Origin of the sequence: Parasediminibacterium schistidii (assembly GCF_046546515.1) — a bacterium.
Classification (GTDB): domain Bacteria; phylum Bacteroidota; class Bacteroidia; order Chitinophagales; family Chitinophagaceae; genus Parasediminibacterium.
This window is the reverse complement of the sequence record NZ_JBKHKJ010000005.1, coordinates 76,976-97,145: the sequence shown is the minus strand read 5'-3', so window position 1 is coordinate 97,145 and position 20,170 is coordinate 76,976. Positions and strand designations below refer to the sequence as shown.

At 40.8% G+C, this 20,170-nt stretch carries 12 protein-coding genes; 2 read left to right on the top strand and 10 right to left on the bottom strand.

Annotated elements, in window-relative coordinates; genetic code table 11:
- The first annotated feature begins 32 nt into the window (after positions 1-32).
- Complete coding sequence (uraD, locus tag ACHFIY_RS04275; protein WP_410844828.1) at positions 33-899, top strand: 2-oxo-4-hydroxy-4-carboxy-5-ureidoimidazoline decarboxylase; 867 nt, start codon at positions 33-35, stop codon at positions 897-899.
- A gap of 90 nt (positions 900-989) precedes the next feature.
- Here the strand turns inward: uraD and uxaC are convergent, their stop codons facing one another.
- The 6 genes from uxaC to pelA all read right to left on the bottom strand — a co-directional run bounded on the left by uxaC (position 990) and on the right by pelA (position 10,220).
- Positions 990-2,390, bottom strand: coding sequence for a glucuronate isomerase (uxaC, locus tag ACHFIY_RS04270; RefSeq protein WP_410844827.1), 1,401 nt, complete (start codon positions 2,388-2,390; stop codon positions 990-992).
- A gap of 315 nt (positions 2,391-2,705) precedes the next feature.
- The gene (locus ACHFIY_RS04265) at positions 2,706-4,346 is read right to left on the bottom strand and encodes a UxaA family hydrolase (RefSeq protein ID WP_410844826.1); all 1,641 of its coding nucleotides are present in this window, start codon (positions 4,344-4,346) and stop codon (positions 2,706-2,708) included.
- A 149-nt stretch (positions 4,347-4,495) separates the two neighbouring features.
- Entirely contained in the window at positions 4,496-6,007 is a 1,512-nt protein-coding gene (locus tag ACHFIY_RS04260; protein ID WP_410844825.1) for a tagaturonate reductase, read from the bottom strand.
- A gap of 146 nt (positions 6,008-6,153) precedes the next feature.
- Positions 6,154-6,900 carry a rhamnogalacturonan acetylesterase gene (locus tag ACHFIY_RS04255; protein ID WP_410844824.1) on the bottom strand — a complete coding sequence of 249 codons (747 nt, stop codon included), beginning with the start codon at positions 6,898-6,900 and terminating at the stop codon, positions 6,154-6,156.
- 11 nt (positions 6,901-6,911) lie between these two features.
- Complete coding sequence (locus ACHFIY_RS04250; RefSeq protein WP_410844823.1) at positions 6,912-8,834, bottom strand: glycoside hydrolase family 88/105 protein; 1,923 nt, start codon at positions 8,832-8,834, stop codon at positions 6,912-6,914.
- 174 nt (positions 8,835-9,008) lie between these two features.
- Positions 9,009-10,220: a pectate lyase gene (gene pelA / locus ACHFIY_RS04245; RefSeq protein WP_410844822.1), complete on the bottom strand. Its 1,212-nt coding sequence runs from the start codon at positions 10,218-10,220 to the stop codon at positions 9,009-9,011.
- Between the two features lie 271 nt (positions 10,221-10,491).
- Here pelA and priA point away from each other — a divergent pair, with 271 nt between their 5' ends.
- Complete coding sequence (priA, locus tag ACHFIY_RS04240; RefSeq protein ID WP_410844821.1) at positions 10,492-13,005, top strand: replication restart helicase PriA; 2,514 nt, start codon at positions 10,492-10,494, stop codon at positions 13,003-13,005.
- Between the two features lie 4 nt (positions 13,006-13,009).
- Here priA and ACHFIY_RS04235 read toward each other — a convergent pair whose 3' ends face one another.
- From ACHFIY_RS04235 to ACHFIY_RS04220, 4 genes are all read right to left on the bottom strand, one after another.
- A complete protein-coding gene (locus ACHFIY_RS04235; RefSeq protein ID WP_410844820.1) occupies positions 13,010-13,561 on the bottom strand; it encodes a tetratricopeptide repeat protein in 552 nt (183 codons plus the stop codon).
- A gap of 514 nt (positions 13,562-14,075) precedes the next feature.
- Positions 14,076-15,425, bottom strand: a complete 1,350-nt coding sequence (locus ACHFIY_RS04230; RefSeq protein ID WP_410844819.1) for a c-type cytochrome — start codon at positions 15,423-15,425, stop codon at positions 14,076-14,078.
- Positions 15,426-16,322: 897 nt separating this feature from the next.
- A complete protein-coding gene (locus ACHFIY_RS04225) occupies positions 16,323-18,140 on the bottom strand; it encodes an OmpL47-type beta-barrel domain-containing protein (protein ID WP_410844818.1) in 1,818 nt (605 codons plus the stop codon).
- Between the two features lie 5 nt (positions 18,141-18,145).
- Positions 18,146-19,876, bottom strand: a complete 1,731-nt coding sequence (locus ACHFIY_RS04220; protein ID WP_410844817.1) for a tetratricopeptide repeat-containing sensor histidine kinase — start codon at positions 19,874-19,876, stop codon at positions 18,146-18,148.
- Between the last annotated feature and the right edge of the window lie 294 nt (positions 19,877-20,170).

Below are 20,170 nucleotides of genomic sequence, written 5' to 3'. Positions count from 1 at the left end.
TTAATCGGAGGAAAATAATAAACAAATACATAATGACTCTTATAAATTTAAATAATTTACCCAGGGAAGAAGCCATCAAACAATTGGCTACTTGCAACGGCTCTACAAAATGGCAGCAATTATTGGCGCAGGCATTACCAATTGAATCAGAAGCTGCACTGGTTGAAAAAGCAGCCGAAATTTGGTATGAACAATGCACCGAAAAAGACTGGCTGGAAGCCTTTAACCACCACCCAAAAATTGGCGACATCAAAAGCCTCACGGAAAAATTTGCTTCTACACAGCACTTAGCGGGCAATGAACAATCTGGCGTGCAAACAGCTACAAAAAACGTATTGGAGTCTTTAGCCCAAGGCAATGAGGATTACGAAGAAAAATTTGGTTTCATTTTTATTGTTTGCGCCACAGGCAAAACTGCAGATGAAATGTTGCGTTTGCTGCAAGACAGGATTGTAAATACGTACGAGGAAGAATTAGCAATCGCGATGGGCGAGCAACAAAAAATAAGCATCCTGCGTTTCAAGAAATTAATGACCGAAGGCAATTGGGGTTCTTTAAAGGCAAGCCATATCACAACGCATGTACTGGATACTTCTTTAGGCAAACCCGGACAAAATATTACAATCCGCTTACAGAAGCCTGTAGATGGTGGCTGGCAAACCATTACGCAAGGAGTAACCAACGCCGATGGCCGTATTGGCGATTTATTGGCTTCTGGCAGGTTTTTAAAATCAGGCTCTTACAGAATGTTATTTGACACGGCCAGTTATTATGTCAGCCTTGATACAAAAACATTTTATCCCGAAGTTCCTATCACCTTCACAGTTTTTGACAATACGCATTACCATGTGCCTTTGTTGATTAATCCGTTTGGGTATTCTACTTATAGGGGGAGTTGAAATATTAAAAAAAGGCAAAGAACAAACACAAATCACTTCGCATTTACTCTTTGCCCCTTTGCCTATACCCTCATTGCCTCGAAATAAAAATTAATATCCGAAATAGTTTTTTGCGTTGAAGTGGCTAATGTCCTGGATTACTTTACCTGTCCATGCTATGTCGTTTGGCATTTCGCCGTTCTCAATTTCTTCGCCAAATAGGTTACACAATATCCTGCGGAAATATTCGTGGCGTGGGAATGATAGGAAGCTACGGCTATCTGTTAGCATTCCTACAAACTTGCTTAGCAAGCCCATGTTGGATAAAGCATTCATTTGCTTAATCATACCATCTTTTTGATCCAAGAACCACCATCCGCTGCCCCATTGTACTTTACCTGCGATGCTACCATCGTTGAAGTTGCCTATCATGGTGGCAAACAATTCATTATCGGCAGGGTTTAAGTTGTAGATAATGGTTTTGGCCAATTGGTCGTTGGTTTCTAACCTGCTTAGGAAGGCAGACAATGCCTTGCCTTGCTTGAAATCGCCAATGCTATCGAAACCTGTATCTGGCCCCAAAGTCCTTAGCATTCGGCTATTGTTGTTGCGCAATGCACCAAGGTGGAACTGTTGTATCCAACCCCGAGCATGATCCCATTCTGCAAAAACAACTAGCATAGCACTCCTAAACTTGTTTTGTTCAGCCAAAGAAAGTGATGCACCACCATATACTTTGCTGAAAATAGCTGCTACTTCAGCCTCTGTATATTCTTCTGCATATAATTCTTCCAAACCGTGGTCGCTTACATTACTGCCCATAGAGTGGAAAAAATCGTGACGGGTTTTTAGTGCGGCTACGTATTCTTTATAGTTTCCAATACTTACATTAGCAACCTTTTCAATCCTCTTTACATAGGCAGCAAAATTAGCAGGGTTGTTAACGTTCATTGCCGAGTCTGGACGGAAGGCTGGTAGAACAGGCACTTCAAAACCTTGGTCTTTCAGTTGTTGGTGATATGCCAAATCATCTGCAGGATCATCTGTAGTACAGATTGTTACCACATTCATTTTCCGAATCAGGTTTTTTACACTGTATTCTTTGGAGCGCAACTTTTCAGAGCAGTTGTCATAAATTGCTTTTGCGCTAGAAGGGTTTAGCACTTCGTATACATCGAAATAGCGTTGCAATTCCAAATGTGTCCAATGGTACAGCGGATTGCGAAGTGTATATGGCACCGTGGCAGCCCATTGTTCAAACTTCTCGTAATCAGTTTTATTACCTGTGCAATAACCTTCGCTAATACCGTTGGTACGCATTGCACGCCATTTATAATGATCGCCATATAGCCATGCCTGTGTAATATTTTCAAAGTTTTTATCTTCGGCTATTTGCTGTTGTGGCAAGTGACAGTGATAGTCGATGATAGGCAATGCCTTTGCATACTCGTGGTACAATGTTTCTGCTGTTTTATTTTTCAGCAAGAAATTCTCGTCTAGAAACTTTTTCATAATCCAGTCTTTTACGTTTAGGGGTCAGGGGTACTATTTTTTGTTTTCCGAAACCATACCCATTATTATTAATGCTTACCACCTTTTGTTAGACCTCACCCCAACCCTCTCAAAAAGGAGAGGGGGCAGGAACAAGGAAGAGGGAGCCAGACCCCCACAAAAAGCAAGAACCTTATTTTTGTTTACTTCATTTACAACGTACTTAAAGACATTCCTATATTCGGTTAGATTTCTCCTGCGTCGAAATGACGAGGATGATCAAAGCGACAAGGGCAACCGCAATGGATTGCCGTTACAACGCTCCATTTATAATTACTAAAGGCTTACCCCTCTTTTCCATGGGATAAAGTCATCCTGATTTAGCAATACTGCTTTAGGAATTACTTCACCACTTGCCGCTTTGATACAGTATTCCAATATTTCTTCACCCATTTGTTCTATGGTTTTCTCCCCTTCTATCACAGCACCTGTATTGATATCTATGATGTCGCTCATACGCTTGGTTAGCGCATTGTTGGATGACACTTTAATGGTTGGGCAAACAGGGTTACCCGTTGGAGTACCCAAACCAGTGGTAAACAGGATAAGGGTAGCACCACTTGCTGCTTTACCAGTAGTTGCTTCCACGTCGTTACCGGGTGTACATACTAGGTTTAGACCCGGTTTTACAACAGGCTCTGTATAATCTAATACATCTACCACTGGTGCGCTACCGCCTTTTTTGGCAGCACCCGCGCTTTTGATGGCATCGGTAATTAAACCATCTTTAATATTACCCGGTGAAGGGTTCATGTGGAAGCCAGAACCTACACGCAATGCTGAATCGCTATAGGTTTTCATCAGATGGATGAATTTTTGGGCAGAAGCTTCGTCTTTTGTCCTGTCAATCAATTCTTGCTCAACACCACATAATTCAGGAAATTCAGCCAGTAATATCTTACCGCCCAAAGCCACTACCAAGTCGCTGCAATAGCCCACGGAAGGGTTGGCAGATATGCCGCTAAAACCATCGCTGCCACCGCATTTTACGCCAATGGTCAATTTATCTAGCGTGGCAGGTTGCCTTTCAAGCTTGTTTATTTCTACAAGCCCCCCGAATGTTTTTTTGATGGCATCGCTAATCAATTGCTCTTCGCTTTGCGATTGTTGTTGCTCAAAAATATAAAGCTGCTTATCAAAATGAGGGTTGTGCTTTTTCAAATCTGTCATAAAATCCTGCACTTGCAGGTTCTGGCAGCCAAGGCTTAGTACGGTTACACCAGCCACATTCGGATGGTCTGCATAGGCAGCCAATAGCTTGCTCAATACAGCCGCATCTTGCCTGATGCCACCACAACCACCTTGGTGGTTAAGGAATTTGATACCGTCTACATTTTTAAACGGACGCTCTTTTGTTATGGCAGCAGGTGCAGCAAGATTTATACTATCTAAGGATTCGCCTTTATTATACGCTTCCAATAAATGGTGTGCAAAGGATTTATATTTCTCCGTAACTGCATAGCCTAACTCATTGTGCAAAGCTTCACGAATTACATCCAAGTTCCTGTTCTCACAGAAAACAGTTGGGATAAACAGCCAGTAATTGGCCGTGCCTACACGTCCATCGGAACGTAGGTAGCCATTGAATGTCCTGCCAGCAAATTTGGATACATCTGGTGCATGCCATTCGTAGTTGGATGTGCGGAAATAATAAGGCTCGGCTGCATGTTTCAGGTTTTCTGTATTCATCCAAGAGCCTTTAGGTAAATCCATTTGTGCCTTACCTACCAATACCCCATACATAATTACCTCCTCACCTTGTTTCATGTCGTAAGCATAAAACTTATGTTTGGCCTTTACATCGTCTTCCAATATGAAAGTTTCGCCATTATATACCACTACATCGCCTTTTTTAAGGTCTTGCAAAGCAACAATTACATTGTCCTTTGGGTTTACTTTTAATACTTTATGATTCATTCTACACTATTTTACTATTATGTCTGAACTGGGATTTTTAGGATTACTGAGATTAAAGGGAAAACTTACAGCGAAGAATTATATCGTACCTTATATTGCCTAAAAATCCGGGTTATAACATTTCTTCTTAAACTCGTTTTCGCTATTGCTTATGCAAGACCCTTTACCGCTGCTTCAAAGCCCTCGTCTATCAAAATGGCTAACTGCGTGGTTACAGCATCCGAAAAACCTGGCAGGGACGATAAATCCAAATCCCATAGGCTCACGTCTTTCAATATAAAATCTACTACTGTGGCTGCATCACTGCCTAGCCAATGGTCATGCAATACATGCGCATAATCATCCGTTATGGTGTATTTTTTGCCGTTTAATGTGCCAACATATTTGCCTTCTTCGTTTTGATGGCTTTTCATAAACAAGATATAAGCAGCAAAACCCAATGCCATATACTTAGGCGGTGTATCATTCGCCGCAAAATATTTATGAAGGATGGGCACATTGCGCATCTTCATCTTGGAAGTGTATTGCACAGAAATACTTAACCATAAATGCTCTATGAATGGGTTGCGGAACCTATCCAGCACTTTACCAGCAAATGCCCTTGCATCTTCTATGGTAATATTTTTATTCAAAATGGCGGGTGCCATTTCGTTGTTGGAAACATTGGTGATGAAGTTGGAGAATGTTTCATTAGCCATCGCTTCTTTTACTGTGGTGAAACCACCTGCAATTGCCAGCCCAGTGGAAAACGTATGTGTACCATTCAGCAAACGCAGTTTAAGCTCCCTGAATTTGTTGATGTCTGGCACAATCACCACTCCTTCTACATCGGCCTTGCTGAAAGACAATATCCCCTTGCTCCGCTCGCTGGATGTTTCGATAGCCCATAAGCGGTAGCACTCGCTCATAATCAACAAATCATCGGAATAGCCCAAAGCAGTTTCTGCTGCTTGCTTATCAACATCAGAAGGCTTGCCCGGTACAATCCTATCTACCAATGAATTACAAAAATCATTTGCGGTTTCTAACCAGCTAATAAATGCTTCGCTTAGGCCATTCAACACAGCCAATTCTTTTACGATGCCTTTTAATTTAATGCCATTATCAACTACCAATTCTGTCGGCACAATCACAAAACCACTTTCCGGAGTGCCGCCAAATGTTTCATAACGTTTTAGAAGCACAGCCAATAACTTGCCTGGGAAAGATTTTGGTGGGGCTGCAGTAACTTTATCTTCTGGCAATAGGGCAATGCCTACCTCTGTGGTATTGGAAAAAATAATTTGCAGGTTTGGGCTTGCGGCTATCTTCAATATTTCAGCCCACTCATCGCTAGCGGCCAACACACGGCTGATAGAGGAGTTGATAACAATCTCATCTACCTTAGTGCCATTGTCTATCCCTTTTATCAATTGGGTGAACAGACCGTCTTGCGTAGCAAAAGCATCCGTACCGCCTGTACTTGTACTTTTTACCACTACTATCCTTCCATTGAATATGCCTGTACGATTGGCTTTGTCAACAAAATCGTCTATCAAGCCACGTAATAACACGCCTGTGCCAAATTGCAATATTTTTTCAGGCAATTCAAACACATTTTCTACTGGTTTTTTTACACCTGCTTTTGTAATACTCCCTAAGCTTTGTTTGGACAAAATCATTTTGAATTCATTTTTTTATAGTTATGAGAAAGTTGCGATAAATATAAAGTGCCATGTAATACAAAAAAGAACAATTTGGGTTTAATACATTTGTTTAAACATTTAAGCCACCAAAAATTAACTATTTTACCCCTTTAAGGCACAAACTAGCCCTTTAATAACCTTTCCGCAAGGCCCAATTTCAATTCTTTAATGCCTTCTACTGCAAGCCCTGCCATTTTTTTTGCCCCAGCCGGGCTAAAATGGGTATCGTCTTTTTTCCCATTTGGGTAATTGACATTGCCCGAATCAACATAATTGTACAATTGCTTGGAAGTCTCATCCCCCAACCCACTTACATACTTTTTACTTTTTTCAAGCATATCAATCAACGGCACTTTTAATGAATCGGCCACAAAAATGGTTGTTTCAGCATACTTACCATGCGTGTCTGTGAGTACGCCATTTTTAAAGCTGCGGCGAGTTATAGGCGTTAATAAAACGGGTATCCCTTTTTTTTCTCTTGTTTCCAGCACAAACTTTACCAAGTTGGCCTTAAATTCAGGTATAGTTGTGCCAACGCCTGGTTTATCAATTTTTTCGTCATTGTGCCCAAATTCTATGAAAACATAATCACCTTCTTTCAAATTATCTAAAATCGGATCCCAGCGTTTTTCATTGATAAACGATTTGGTACTGCGGCCATTCAATGCACAGTTATCTATAGTTACGCTTTGGTCAAAAAAATGCCCAAACTCCATCCCCCAGCCTGTTTCGGGGAATGCTTTTTCCAGTTTGTTTGCCATAGTGGAATCGCCAATCATCCAAACCGTTATTTTCGGTTTTGGCACAATAAACGACATGGCTACTAGAAGCAGCAAAGCCCAATATTTTTTATTCATTATTATCTTCATTAAGCTATTTATTACTTTTTATTTCCAATTTGCCCCACTACCCAACTTACCAAATCGTTGGCGGCTTTAAAATTCTCAAAATCTGCAGGCAGTTTACGCCCATCTGTATATTCATTATAAAACCAAGGATCACCTACCGCAAACACAGTGCCTTTGCCATATTTTGCTGTTGCAATAATCACATCGCCTTTATCTGTTAATGCAGACACGGCAGGTGGCGTAACTTTCAGCGTACTAATTTCCTTTAAGTATACTTTTTTAGCCGTTTCAAAAATGGTATTGCCAGCGGGAATATAAATGGCACCTTGTTCAAAATTGGGTGTCTTTACATGGTTGCGGCTATCTTCCTTAAACTGCATACCAAATTTTGCCATCAAAGTGTTCAGGTGTTTAAATTCTGCATTACCGGTATCATTGTTAAACACAAGCAATACCCCACCCGCTTTTACCCATTCGCTAATGGCTTTTACATGGCTTTGCTCCATGTATTTTGCATCGGAGTTTTCTTTTGGCACATCCGCATCAACAATTATATAAACTGACGCTTTTTTCAAATTAGTGACTGTAGGTGCTTCATTTAATGTGGCCGTTTTTAAGCCATAATTATTGAATATATGCCCAAACAAAGAAAAGCCATCATTGTCCATTTCATCCCATTTGTAATGGTATGAAATAAGCTTGCTCGTATTTTTATCTGTCTTGTGTTCATCGTTGAAATAACTATCCAACAATACTGTTTTTCCTTTACCGTCTGTAACGTGCGCCAAACGCTCTATCTCAACCGCCGCCTGGATAAATGCACCAATACCTTTTGCATCGTTTTGTACTACTTTCTCGCTGAGATAGTATTGGTAGGTGCCATCACGATAAGGTGTGCCACCCAAACCAGCTACACTAACAGTACCATTCAGATTTACTTGTCCGTTTGCATCCGTTTCAATGAACTTGTTTACAATACCTGTATACCCTTTTTCGGCTACAGGTTGGTAGCTAGTTGGCAAATAACCTTGTCGTACACTTTTCGCCAATGCATAAACAAACATACAAGAGGCAGAAGCCTCCAAATAATTACCCTTTTCTGTTTCCTTGTCCAATACTTGGTACCACAAGCCTGTTGAGGCATCTTGGTATTTTTGGATGGCGGTAGCCAAACGGCCAAGAATAGCCAGCAACTCACCACGCTTAAGGTGGTTCATGGGTATTTTGTCCAATACATCTACCAATGCCATGGCGTACCAACCGTCTGCCCGACCCCAGAAATTCTGGGAAAGACCCGTTTTTGGGTCAGACCATCTTTCTTTTTTGCTTTCGTCCCAACCATGATATAACAAGCCTGTTTTAATATCACGGGCATGGTTTTCCATGTAAATGAACTGGTTGGCTATATCGTTGTAATCTTCTTCCTCATTGAATAGGGTGGCATATTCCGCATAAAAAGGCTCACACATGTACAACCCATCCAGCCACATTTGATTTGGGTAACGCTTTTTGTGCCAAAAACCGCCTTCGTTAGTACGGGGTTGGTTTTTTATTTGCCTACGCAATTGCATGGCTGCTTTGTAGTATTTTTCTGAACCCAATACTTTATACAATGTCAATACAGCCCTGCCAAGCAGTATATTATCTATATTATAATCATCTTCTTTATACCCTTTTATTGCCCCATCTGCCCCAATTAGGCCATCAAGGTAATTTTGCATGTATTTAAAGTATTTTTTGTCGCCTGTTAGTAGCCAAACCTCCTCAATGCCCCGCATAAAAACACCTTGCTCATATGCCCATTTATTAGCAGAAGCCGTGTCTTTCCACACGTTCATAACCGTAGAAGCCGCTTTTTCGGACCATGGCTGTGCTTTTGCCTTTTGCGAGGCAATAGCCAGCAAGCATACGCAGTACAACCCTGATAATAATATTTTCCTGATTTTAATACACATTCAAATCAATTTGCTTTTTTTGCCACAAAGGCACTAAGGCTCAAAGTGGCACTAAGGAAAGAAAAAAAAGAAAGAAAGAAACGTTTTAATATACTTTAAACGTTAAAAAAAACTTCGACTACTACTAATTCATAATTTATAACTCATAACGTTACTTTATGCTTTAGTGGCTAATTATTCTTTTGCCAACACATTATTCCCCACCGCCCATTTTTGCTGCCATTGCTTGTACTTGTTCAATACCTTTTGTGGCTTATAGTTGTACCAAGAGTAGCCATCCCTGCGCTCACGGCTTACTTCGGCAAGGGAATAGACTATTTTACTATCCCTATTACAAAAAATAGGCTTATGTGTTTTTAACTCGTAATAACGAGTCCAGATAGGCGGTGCCGTACTGTCGATCATCACTACTCTGTCTTTCCGAGAAATCCTGTAAGGTGTCTGCATTTCTGGTGCTGGCACGGTAAGCACTTTGGTATTATAAATTTCAGATTCTTGAAACCAAGCCACTGCATTTTGTACCGCCTCAATTATTGGCTTTGAAGGTTTCTTTATCCGCATCAAGAAAAGAACTATATCCGAACTCTCCCCATTGCAAATGCTAGGCGGTTCAAATTTTCTTGCCCAAGCGGGTTGCAAGGTTATTTCATCATATTGCTGACACCAAGCTGTAGGCTTGCCTACATCATTTATTTGTGTTTTCAAAATGCAGTCCAGCCCTTTGTCAAAAGCCTTCTGCAACTTCAAACGGCATTTGCCTACAACAAAAGCATAGATAGGTTTATGGTCAATAATGTCTTTCAGCAAAGACATAATACCTTCCATCACCCCATCGTTATAGGTAATTTCCCTGCTATAGCCCTCCTCCAATGGATAATATTGTGGCCAGCCACCATTTGCATACTGGGCGTTCAATATATAATCCAGCCCATCCAAAGTGCCTTTTTTATATTTTTCTGCTTTTGTTGCATTGTACACCGTAGCCAAAGCTGCTATTTGCGTGTAGCATGTACCATTATCAAATGTTGTACTTAAGTCGTTTTTTTTAGCCGTTACCGCTTGTTTTTGGTCATCTGTCAGCTTCGCAAACATATCGTAGTTCTTAGGCCAACCGCCATTTGCTTTTTGGAATAACAAGATATTGTCGCCAATGTTTACCAAATCTGTAGGCTGGCACCTTGGCCTGTTAGGCAAGGCATTAATCATGTTCTTGCTGTCTGCAATGGAATACCAATGCCCTGTATTAGCATTAAATGGCCCATATTCTATCCTTTGCTGCTTGCCAGCATTGGCACTATCCTGCCCGTAACACAAGCCAAAAACCAATACCAACAGGATAGCGGATATTGATTTTATAAAACGGGGATAGTTAATTAAATATTTCATTTTCATCCTTTTTTGCACCCAACTACACTATTTATATATAGATAAGATGCACTATGGGTTGGCAAAAAGCATTACCCAGAATCATAATAAAATGCCATTTATCATAGCAAGTATTTTTACTGTGCGGCAAAGCATCGTTCTTAATAGGCAATAAAATTACCATAAACAACACGCCAACAATCCTGCACTATCCTGCTAGGAATAAAAAGTGGTTTATTTCTAATATCTTGGTTCGCACCCCTGCTTGCCTTACCTTGCAGCTATTCCATTTATGAGCAACTCAAAAAATAGCAGCCTGTTTTCATCCGCAACCTTGCAACCGGGGCAGACATATTTATATGCCGAGGTTATCATCCCCCTGCTGCTCCCCATTACTTATACATGGGCCATACCGGGGCATTTGCAGGAAGCGGCACAAATTGGGATAAGGGTAGAAGTAGATTTGCGGAACAAGAAATATGCGGGCATCATTAAAACCATCACCAAGGAAAAGCCCGCTGCTTTCCAGCCCAAGGAACTGCTGAATATTTTGGACGATGAGCCATTGCTATACCAAAACCAGTTGAAGCTGTGGAATTGGATGAGCCAGTACTATATGTGCAGCGAGGGCGAAGTGATGCAGGCCGCAGTGCCGGCCAACCTGAAACTCTCTAGCCAAAGCATCTTGATTTGGAACGAGGAAACCAATTTCGACTTGAACGATGGCTCCTTGCTTTCTGACAATGAGTTTATCGTGGCACAGGCACTGGAAATAAAAAAGGAGCTACGACTAAGCGAAGTGCATGAATTGCTGGACACGAGCAATGTTTACCCCGTTATTAAAAAATTAATAGAAAAGCAAATTTGTTTTGTTTGGGAAGAATTGCAGGAAAAATATAAAAGCAAAACCGAAACATACATATTGCTAAACCCCATTTACCACGATGAGGAAAAATTGTCTGCCCTTTTCAACGAAGGCAAAAATCCTGCCCCCAAGCAAATGGAGCTGCTGCTGGCTTATTTGCACATCATTAAAATAGAAGGTGAGGTTACGCAGCCTGTGCTGCTTAAAAAAGCCAATGCCAGTGCTGCCCAACTAAAGGGATTGATAGACAAAGGCATTTTAAAAACCGAAAAAAGGGCTACTGACCGCATTAAAACCCTGCTGCATGGCATAGACATGAATTTTGAATTGTCAGCAGTGCAGCAGGCGGCTTTGGATGCCATCAACACTGCTTTCACAGAAAAAAATGTATGCCTGCTGCACGGCGTTACGGCCAGCGGCAAAACGCAGGCATATATGAAACTGATAGAGCAATACATGCAGCAAGGCAAGCAAGTGCTGTATATGCTGCCTGAGATTGCCTTGACCGCACAGATGATCAGGCGGCTGCAAGTGCATTTTGGTGGCAATATTGCCATTTACCATTCCAAGTTCAACCCTAACGAGAGGGTAGAAATATGGAACAAGGTAAAAAGCGGGCAAACCAAAGTGGTGCTTGGGGCAAGGAGTTCTATTTTCCTGCCGTTTAAAAACCTAGGTCTGATAGTGGTGGATGAGGAACACGATGCCAGCTACAAGCAGCAAGACCCCGCCCCCCGCTACCATGCCCGGGACTCAGCCATATATTATGCCTCGCTATTTGGGGCTAAGGTATTATTGGGCAGTGCCACGCCTTCTATTGAAAGCTATTATAATTGCCTCCAACATAAATATAGCTTGGTAACCCTTGCCGAAAGGTTTGGCAACGTGGGGATGCCCACGATTGAATTGGTTGACCTGAAAAAAATAGCCACAAAAGACAAAAGCAAAATAGCCCTGTCGCCACAGATGATTGCGGCGATAGAAGTATCGCTATCGCAAAAAAAGCAAGTAATCCTTTTCCAGAATAGAAGGGGGTATAGCCCTTACATGATCTGCAACAATTGTGGATGGATACCGCAGTGCCAGTACTGCAACGTGAGCCTTACCTACCACAAATCTAAAAACAAACTTAGCTGCCATTATTGCGGCACTACCTATCCTGTGCTGCATACCTGTGCGGCGTGCGGCAGCCATAATTTTATACAAAAGAATTTTGGCACGGAGAAAATAGAGGAAATGGTGGCGGAGCAATTCCCTAATGCAAGGGTTGCACGCATGGATTACGACACCGTGAAAGGCAAAAACGCCCACGACAACCTGATAAAGTTATTTGAACAGCAGCGCATAGATATTTTGGTAGGCACGCAAATGGTGGCAAAGGGGCTAGACTTTGAGCATGTGAACCTTGTGGGCATTATTGACGGTGATGGTATACTGCATTTTGCCGATTTTCGTGTAAATGAACGTGCCTTCCAGCTAATGGAACAGGTAAGCGGCCGTGCTGGGAGAAAGGATGGGAAAGGCAATGTACTGATACAAGTAAGTAATGTTCAGCACCCGGTGCTGGCTTTCGTGCAAAACCACAACTATCTGCAATTGTACAACTACGAAAACGAAGGAAGGAAAGCTTACCAATACCCACCTTTTTTTAGGATTATACAACTTACCTTCAAGCACAAAGACAGTTATGTGTCAGAGGAAGCAGCCAATATATTATTAGTAGGCATGCAAAAAAATTTCAAGCCCTATCTTCATGGTCCGGCACAACCGCCTGTGGACAGGGTACGCAACCAGTATCTCTGGGAAATTTTAATAAAATTACCGAAAGATGCAGCCACCATCCAGCAATGCAAACGAGAAATACAACAGCAGATAGCCATTATACAAAGCGACAAAAGATATAGGGCTGTAAGTATTGTTGTAGATGTGGACCCTGTATAACCACTCAATTAATATCTCCAGCTTTTACCTTTGCCCTTACCCTTGCAATGTCTTCGTTGCAATATTTATTGCCTTGGGCTTTGGCTTTTAGATACCATTCCAACGCTTTTTTATTATCCCGTTGCACGGCCATGCCATTTTCGTAATAGGCAGCCACATTTTTAGTGGCATCAACATTGCCGTTTGATTTGCCTTCGTTGTAAGCCTGGTTAAAATAATAAAAAGCCGTTTCTAGGTTTACCCCTACCCCTTCGCCAGCTTGGTTCAACAGCCCTAGACGGAACATTGCAGAATATTTAGACGCCGAGGTAGAAACGCAGCCACTTGATTTTTCCCAGAAAAAGCGAGCATCGCCAAACTCACCTTTTTTGTACGAATCCCAACCCATCAAGTAATAAATATCTGCGCTATCGGTTGAGTTGCTAATGTCCACCGCTTTTTGTGTTGTGGCGGAACGATGATAAACCCTTTTCTTCGTAGTGCTTTTTTTTGTTTGTGAATATGCGGCAAAAAAAACAAATGCAACTACTAATGTGAGAAACAATTTTAATTTCATAAAATCCTGTATTATTTATTTTTTTTAAAAATTATACATAACAAATACCATTCCTTTCCCACCTACAAAAGTATTTTTTTTTTGAATACGTTGTACTATAAAATATTCATGTTAAAAAATTAAAAATTCAACTTGCATGACATATGCTACTTTTAGTATATTGCATCCTGAATAAAAATTTAACATGCTACGATTGCCACTCATTGCAACACTTTTAGTATTGATTATTTTAGGCATTATCCTCATATTGATATGCATAAAAGTATATTACTTTATAAAAATTTATAACCCAAGAACAAAGATGAAGCATTTGTTTTGGTACGAAAAAAACTTAATACACAATTCAAGCTCTACCAAAAAAAAAAAACGAAAGAGAAAGCCAACCAGCTTTCCAAAATAATTGTGGCTCTTATTGGCTGTACCATTATTTCCTTTCTGATCTATTTGTTGTTGATGCAGAACTAACAGCATAAAAAATTGAAAACATGAGGGCAAGCGAGGGGGATTAACTATGCTACAACATTTTCAAATATTCAATTAGCGCTTTCCTTTCTTCCATTGTTAGCTTATCGCCAAAAGTATGGCCGCTATTGCCATAGCCGGGCAGGGTGGTGTTGTAAACTGTTTTCTTTTTGGGCGATGTTGGCGTTTCATATACCCAGCCTAGGTTTTCGTAGTCATATTGGGGACGATTGAAGTCTCGCTTCCAGTAAACGGGGCGTTCCTTGCTGTTTAGCAATGCTTCTAAAGTAGGCACAGAACCATTGTGCAGGTAAGGGGCAGTAACCCAAACCCCATCTAGCGGTGGGGCTATATAGCCATTAAAAGGCTGTAGCCTAGCAGGGTTTTGCCCCTGTGCAAACCAACTTTTGTTGAACCATTGTATAAACTGCGGGTTTTGCTGGTTGCCTTTGTACAACAACGAATCTGTTTTAATAATAGAAGCAGGAATAAGCAGGTTGGGGTAATAACTATTTTCACCATAAGTACCATGGCATCTGCTACAATTATTGATAAAGATTTCTTCCCCTTCGTTTGCAAGTGTTTGATCGATGGCTTTGGGGTATTTAGGTGGGTTGATTGTTTTTAGGTATGCCAGCACATCGCCAAAATGGCTGTTTACTTCCCTTGCCTCGCTGGTGTCTTTTACGGTGAGTATATTGCTCAGCATCAGGAACTTGGCAAAATCGCCCCGGCCAAAGCCATTGTAAAACATGGCATTTTTCTTTTTCAGTAGCCACCATGCTGGCACATCGGTAGGTATTACGCCTTTGGGTATGTCTAAAATTGGTTTGCTTTGCCATTCCAGCGTTTGCGGGTCCCGGTGGGCAACCAATACTGCGGCCAAACGGTCTGCGGAATTCACGCCCTTTACCTCCGTTTCTATTTCAGGCAATACTGCATCGAATGAATTGAAGATAGGCAAAGCTGCCTCATATTGCTTAGGTGTAAAAGTGGCCATTACCCTTGCCCCAAAATTTGTTACGGGGTTATTTGCTTGCCCAATATGGGTAAAATCCTGAAAAGTATTGCCCAAACCCATTACCAATTGCCCATCAAAAACTTGTGCATGGCATTGCAGGCAGGTAGGCACTACTACCACCACATTATTTGGTGCATTTACTACATTGAACCCAAAAGGCACAAGGGCATTTTTGCCTGTGCGATGCAGGTAATTGCTAGTGTCTTTTGCATTGAACAATTTGTAATAACTATATGGCACGCCGCTTTTTAAGTAATCGCCAGTGGTAAGGTAGTCATAGCCTTTGGCTGCATTGCCACTGCGCTGCTCGCTAGGTGGTATAGGCACAGGCTTGTCTAAACCTGGCATTTCCGTTGTAAAAGCAACACATAGTGCCGACAAAAAGGCGATGAAAAAAAATATGGTGGATTGCTTGGTGTGCATTATTTATGTAATTGCTAATTAAAACAGTATAAAAGTAGTTTTGTTTTAGCAGTATTTATAAAACAGTCGGAAACTTGTAATTTCCTATTCGAAAATCATTTTTGTGCAAATACCTGTATTGCTTTGTTTTTAATACTTCTTCTGTCTAGGCTTTTGGAAATATTTTTAAACTCCTAATTATGACGAGTGCATTTTAAATCTTCGCTTTTTATTCCCCCTTTTTATTTATCAGCAAGATATATAATTGATGGTGATAGGCGTACCCTAATTCCCGACCTCGCCCCAACCCTCTCCAAAGGGAGAGGGTGCAAGAACAAGGGAGGGAATAAGAAGAACTAAGCGAAGATTTCAAATGGGTTATTTTTCTTCTTTTTCCGTGATTTATTTTTTCAGAGCTTATCTTTTTTGCTTTTAACTCATTGCAAATCAACTATTTTTTATTTTTTTTGCCTCATTTTTTATGATAATTTAAGTGAATTTTATGATACTCTATTGATAATGGAATGATAGTTTTATGATGATATAATGATAATTTATTGATAAGAAACTGATAAGATTTTGATGGTGGATTATCATTTTCCTAAGCAAGTTACCATCCGATGCGGGAGGCAAGTCCAAGATGCCCTTAGTTGCTCCTTTAATGCAAAGTTGGCATGAATAGGTATATAGTCCAAAATGGAAATCCTATATGGAGGAAATATGCCCCCATGGGTATCCAAAATTTCCCCCATATAGGATGCTTGTTAAACCTAGATTTTGCAGTTAAAATCTATTGAAAACAACAAAAAAAGAAATTTTGAAATGCTCCCCCTTTAAAGTGTTTCAAAAAAACAATTTTATATTTCGCTTTACCGCTTATTTCTTCAAGTAAAAACTTATTTCGTCAAAGCTTTCATTGCCTAAATAATCGGTAGCGGTAATTTTTATGGTGTGTTTTGCATTGTGCTTCAACCCTGTGATGGTGGTGCTATACAATTTTTCTGGCTGGCCATCTACTGAATACATGATTGTTTTCAAACCGCTTAGCTCGTCTGTGCCAGCCAAAGAAAGCCCGGCAGAAGCAGGGTAAACCGCTACCCCATTTTTTGTATCGATGCTGCCTACGGTAAAGTAATGATAAATTTCTGGCCCTGTATTGTCTGTAATAAAATAAAAAGCATCAGGGTTACGGTTGTTCACATTGTCGTAGCCAAAATATTCGAGCAAGTGATAACCATCTTTGTCCATGCTTATCGGCGTTTTGTAATCGTTTTCAATCAACTGCCCATCAAAACTGTAGGTTATTTTCTGCAAGCCCGATTCTGGGTCTGTGGCACTAAGCACTATTTTGTTTTTAGGCCCAAGCAGCATGGTATCCCTCCTGAACGTAACATCGCCTAGTATCTTGTGGCTCATAGTTGGGCCTGTTAAATCCACATATACCTTCGTTACATTATGCTTAAACTCCTCATACCCCGAGCCATCGGCGGAAGTGGTTTGGTTGTTTAAATTATCGACTGAATAAAATTTTATATCGTGCATACCAGACACATTGGGCAGGTAAAAAGGTTGCGTATAGGTTTTGAATGTTTCGCCATCAATAGCATAGCGCACTTCTTTCACACCTACTTTATTGTCTATAGCAGTTAATTTCAGCTTTGTTTTCCCAGAAAAATAAACGGTGTTGTTGGCAATAAATCGGTCGCCTAAAATATCAGCCGCCATGATTGGGGCACTTTTGTCCAAGTAAAAATCAAATAGTTTTGGTTCTTCTTTGTTGCCAACTTTATCATCAGAATAATAGCTAATTAAGTGCTTGCCTTCTGACAAACGACTTATATCCAATGCACGGCCATTGTATTGCTCAAACGAGGTATTGTCAAACTTAAAATAGGTATTGTTAATGCCAGAAACCGTGTCTATCTGGTTGATATAAATTTTTGTGGCAGGGGATATCTGGTTGCCAACGGATATGCCATTCACATTGATGTTGGTAAAAGGGGGCGTATTATCAACTGTAAATACATGCTGCTTTACCTTGCTGGCGTTGCCCACATTGTCAGTAGCATAGAACTGGAGATTATAATCGCCTTGCTCACTAATGATTTGTTTATCGTTGAAAGCAGTAAATGGCTGCCCGTTGATGGAATAAAATATGTTTTCCACGCCACTGGTTTTGTCTGTAGCGTTTACTGTAAAAGACAAGGACGGCCCGTAATACAATACCCCTTTGGCAGAAGTATATTTTTTGTACGCATCCAAGGCAATGTTTGTTTCCGGGGCAATGCCATCGGCATAAATTTCCAGCATTACTTCCTGCAAAGGCTTTGCAGTTTCCTTGGTATCGGGATCCACTGCATTTTTAGAGCGTATATAATTGGGTCCTTCCGTATCTAAATAAAACGGCACAGAAACCCTTGTATTGGGCGATTTTTTAAGCGGTTCTTCTGCATGGTCGGGCTGGCTCGATACCCATAGATATACTGGTTGCGACCTGTTCCAATACAACTTGCCAGTGGCAGTGTCTGTGTAGTGCTTAGGGTTTTGTTGCTGGGCTATGCCAACGTTTGTTATTGCAAGCAGGCCTGCAATGAATGCTATTGTGTACCCCCGTCCCCTAAAGGAGGAGAAAAAAACCGGTACACAATGCGAAAAACTTTTGTTTGCTTTTAATTTAATAATTATTAATTCCATTTTCATCATACGCCATTTAGTTTAAGGGTAAATGTAGTGCCTTTATTTATTTCGCTGGCTACGCTCAATGTGCCACCGCAGGTTTTTGTAAGGTCATAGCAAAGCACCAAGCCTAGCCCTGTGCCTTTTTCGTTGGATGTGCCATAGGTAGATTGATTGCTTTTCAAACTAAACAAACTGGCTAGCTTTTCTTGGCTCATACCCACGCCATTGTCGGCTACGGTTATGATTGTTTTATTAGCTGCTGACTCCCCTTTTACGGTAATTGTACCGCCCGATTTGGTGAATTTAATGGCGTTTTGTATCAAGTTCCTTACCACGATTTTTGTCATTTCTGCATCTGTCATGGCCAAAAGCCCTTCTGGCACTTCGTTGATGATTGAAATTTGCTTTGGCTCTGCAATAGGTTTCAACAAAGTTACATTTTCGTTTACTATACCATATATATCCGAAGGCGCAAATACAGGTTTGAGCTGAGCCATTTGGGTTTTTGCCCAGTTTAGCAGGTTGTCCAGTATATTGAATACATTTTTGTTTTCTGCTGCCAGTTGGCTTATTACTTCCCTTAGCTCGTCTTGCATCTCAAACATATCCATCATACTAAAGAATGTTTGCATAGATCCTATTGGTCCACGGAGGTCGTGGGCGATGATTGAGAATATCTTGTTTTTTACGCTGTTGGATGCTTCCAGTTGGTTTTTCTGTTCAATAATGGCCAAGTTTTGCTGCCGTAAAAGTTCATTTTTGCGCTTTATTTTTTTATAATCAGCATACTTTATGCTTGCTATGGTTACCAACGACACCACCACTATCAATACAATGCACCAGCTATACAGTTTTTCTTTTTCCAATGCTTTGTTCTTTGCTTCCACCACACTAGCATTGGCGTGTTCTACTTTCAATGCTTCTTTTTGCAGCTCTATTTCTATTTCAGTGCGGCTAAGGTTTTTGTACAAATTGCTGTTGGCCGTTTTTATTGTATTAAGCTGTAACCCTTGTTTTTGCAAAGTGGCTTGGTTTTTCAGCAATTCAAATTCCTTGTTTTTTGCTTCTGCTTCCGCCAATTGTTTTTTCAGGCTTTCCGATTCTAATTCTCCTGCCAGCTTGGTTACTTCTTTCTTTTGCAACTGGTCATGGAAAGATTTGTACAAGGCAAAATATTTGAGCGACTCGTCTATATTGCCCATTTTCTCGTTGGTCTCGCTTAGCATGGCATATACGCTAGCCATCTGTTTAATGTCGTTCATTTCCCTTGCAAGGGTCAATGCCTCTTGCAATTGATCGACGGAAGTGGAGTATCGCTTTAAATTGTTATTGACAATAGAGCAATTGATTAAGGAGGAGATAATACTTACAGGTTCTTTTTGTGCCTTGCGGGTAGCCAATGTTTGCGAGAAATGGGCGAGCGATTTTTCATATTCGCCAATGTCGGCGTAGAGCATACCTAGGTTGTTGTGTATCATGGCAATGCCATTGCCGTTTTCAATACGCTTGTTCAGCTCTAGGCTTTTCTCGTAATAGGTGATGGCTTGGTTGCTTTGGTTGTAGTTCCAATAGATGTAAGCAGCTTCGTTCAGCATCCGGGACGCCTCTTTGTAATTACTGGCAGCCAGTTGCTGGTTGTACTGTGCAAGATAAGCGGCCACCTTGCCCGAATCTGTACGGGAAAGCGGCAACACCTGAGCATAGGCAGTGCCAGTTACCATTAAAAAAATAAAAAGTAAAATTCTTGCCATTTATAATATTCGATACTATTCAGGATTTTTCACCGCAAAGGCTTATGCACCTGCTAATCGGGTGCATAAAAGTTTTTAGCATTTTTTAGTTAAACCTCACCTCAACCCCTCTCCAAAGGCGAGGGGCAAAGCGAAAAACTTTTATGCAGCTATTAGCAATATTACAAACAAACATAATTAAAGTTGGCCTTAATTATTGAAAAAAATGGGCGAGGAAGTTGAGGTTTAGTAAAAGGCAAACCTATGCTGGGCGGAATTCATAAGCAAATGAAAATTTTTTATTTTTATTAATCC